We start from the raw sequence: 2,674 nt of genomic DNA on the forward strand, positions 1-2,674 counted from the left end.
CGGGATCAGCGGCCAGGCGTCGCCATTGCGGCAGTTCTAGGTTGCGCACGTTAGTCATTGGGTACGGCGCTTTCCCGCCCAGCACATCCCAGGACATGACGTCCCAGGCGCGCTCGCCATCCTGTTCCCGGATCACATAGGATCGAGCCTTGGGACGCAATTCCTGCGGGTGGAAGCGGTTGTCGCGCGGCCGCTCGTCAAACAGCTTGGCAGCCGACGGAAATATCGTCTGCGGCTCGCCATCAAATCGGGCTCGGTTACACATGTGCTCGACTGCCCCTGGGTTGCCGTAAGCCGCTTCAACGCTCTGCCAAGGGGCTGTTTCCCTTGGGTTTAGGCTAGATTGAAGCCCGGCGGCATCAGCGCCGCCGGGCTTCAAGCTGTTCAAAATTCCGACCAATCCTCGGAAAATGCTGCGCTGCCTCCGGAGACAAGACGCATTGCAGGTTTCGGGGCCAGCCGAGTCCGTGAGCCAATAGCTTGGGTCGCACGAATACCCGACGCGTCAACCCGGAAGCGTGCGACATGCCCTGCCAACTCGTCCGCCTTGTCCGTCAGCTCACGAGCCGCAGCAGTCGTTTCTTCAACCATAGCAGCGTTGCGCTGGGTCACGCCGTCCATCTCCTCGACAGCAACGTTAACCTGACCCAAGCCACTAGCCTGCTGTTCCGCCGAGTTGGCCAGGCTATTGATCAGTGCCGTGATCTCTTGGACTCGACCGATGATCTGATCGAGCGAGCGCCCTGTTTCCGCCACTAGCTCAACACCCGTCCCGATCTGCTGATTACTGGCCACGATTCGCGACTTTACGTCCTTGGCCGCATCCGCCGAACGCTGCGCCAGCGCCCGGACTTCAGAGGCGACGACAGCAAAGCCCTTGCCCGCGTCGCCAGCACGTGCCGCCTCGACCCCGGCGTTCAGCGCCAAAAGATTGGTCTGGAACGCGATGCCATCGATCACGCTGATTATCTCCGAGATCTCATGGCTGGACCGCTCGATACCGCTCATGGCTGCAACTGCATCGCGCACGACCTGCCCACCATTTTGCGCAGCGCTGCTGGCGTCTGCTGCCACCGTATCGGCACGTTTCGCGTCAGATGCCGAACGCCCTACCATGTCCGTGATCTGCTGCATTGAGGCGGCCGTCTCTTCCAAGCTAGCGGCCTGCTGCTCAGTACGCTGGGACAAGTCCTCGGACGCTGAGCGGATCTCTCCCGAGGCTGCACGAAGGCCTTCGGAAACACCGCTCACCGCGATCATCGCCTGCTCGACCTGGGTCATAGCATTGTTGAAGTCGGTAGCCAGCGAAGCAAAGGGCTCGTCAAGTGTGACGCTGATCCGAGCGGTCAAATCACCGGCCGCCAATGACTGCATGCCTGCACCAATCGTGGAGACGATCAGTGCCGCTTGCTCGTCTTTCTGCCTATCGGCCTGAGCGAGTTGATCGCGTAGGGCGATGGCCGCACGCATCATTTCCCCAACCTCATCCCGAGCGTCGTTCGCAGGAATGGAGACGGTGCGCTCTCCTGCCGCCAGTTTGCCGAGCATGCCGCTCATCGCGCCCACAGGACGTGCGACAAGGCGAACCAGAAGAATCAGCATGGCAATGGCCAGCAGCGCAACCGCCAGCACCGTCCCAATCATGATCCTGTGACTGGTGACGTAGTTGGCCTCGGCCTCTTCAACCAGTGCATCAATCGCGCGGGATTGTTTGATACGCAGCGTATCAGCCGCCTTGTTGACGGTTACGAAATAGGGCCGCGCGATCCGGAAAAGCTCGATCGCCTTCGGTGAGCCGACCGCTGCCGCCTGCAATGTTTCCTTGGCGTGGGACTGATACTCAGCCCAGTCGCGGACGAAGGCATCAAGCGCGGATCGTGTCTCATCGTTAGCCAGACGTGGACGAAGCCAGCGCGTCCGCTCCGCTATCTGATCCCGCAGTTCGTTCAGCCGCCGTTGCGCAACCGCACGATCTTCTGGCGTAACAGACAAAAGATGCTGCCCAACCGTCGCACGATACGTCGCGGTACTGGCGTTGATAACGGCGATCGCCTCCAACTGGGAACGCTGCTCGCCGCCCAGATTGACCGCAACGTCCCGCATATCGCCCAAGCGAACGACAGCGAGTGCCGCTAGTCCCATGAGCGCGATCAGCAGGATGGAAAAGCATGCGATAAGCTTTCCCGAAATGCGGAGATTTTGCACGGAGGCAGTCCCTTCGATCCATTGGCGCCCCCCAGCGCAGGGCGGGCCAACTGCCTGCCTTCGAGTTAACTTTATGATATTGACTATAGTTAAGAACAGTTAGGTGGGCTGGTGCATACTGACGCCGGAGCAAATCAGCCTATGTCACGGCAGATGGGTGCACACGTCTTTTCGCCAGCCCGACGCTGATGCGTAAGGTCGGGGCAATCTATCACCCCGACCCATGCAATCATTTCGCGGGCTGCGGCGCAACTGGCACGGTCGCATTGACCGCCAGCGGAGGCGGCGCGGTGGCAGCAATTGAAAGCGGCACGTCCTCGTCGACGAAGCTCTTCACGATCGACCCGGCCGGGACCTTGGCACTGGTGCCGGTCATCAGGAAGCCCGCCACCGGAACCAGGGCGATCGCCCCCACAACGCCAGCCGTCCCGGTCACGCCCTTGTCGTCGAACGCACCCGACATGCGGAT

1 protein-coding gene and 2 pseudogenes are annotated in these 2,674 nt (G+C 61.1%); all 3 read right to left on the reverse strand.

Going from position 1 to position 2,674, the window contains the following annotated elements; genetic code table 11:
- Nucleotides 1–265: pseudogene (locus ACHWRX_RS14435) on the reverse strand (DUF159 family protein); the annotation flags it as partial.
- Between the two features lie 119 nt (nucleotides 266–384).
- On the reverse strand, nucleotides 385–2,205 hold the full coding sequence (locus tag ACHWRX_RS14440) for a methyl-accepting chemotaxis protein (protein WP_394659705.1): 1,821 nt from the start codon (nucleotides 2,203–2,205) through the stop codon (nucleotides 385–387).
- Nucleotides 2,206–2,434: 229 nt separating this feature from the next.
- Nucleotides 2,435–2,674, reverse strand: a pseudogene (locus ACHWRX_RS14445) (hypothetical protein); the annotation flags it as partial.

The organism is uncultured Novosphingobium sp., from assembly GCF_964277725.1.
GTDB lineage: Bacteria > Pseudomonadota > Alphaproteobacteria > Sphingomonadales > Sphingomonadaceae > Novosphingobium > Novosphingobium fluoreni.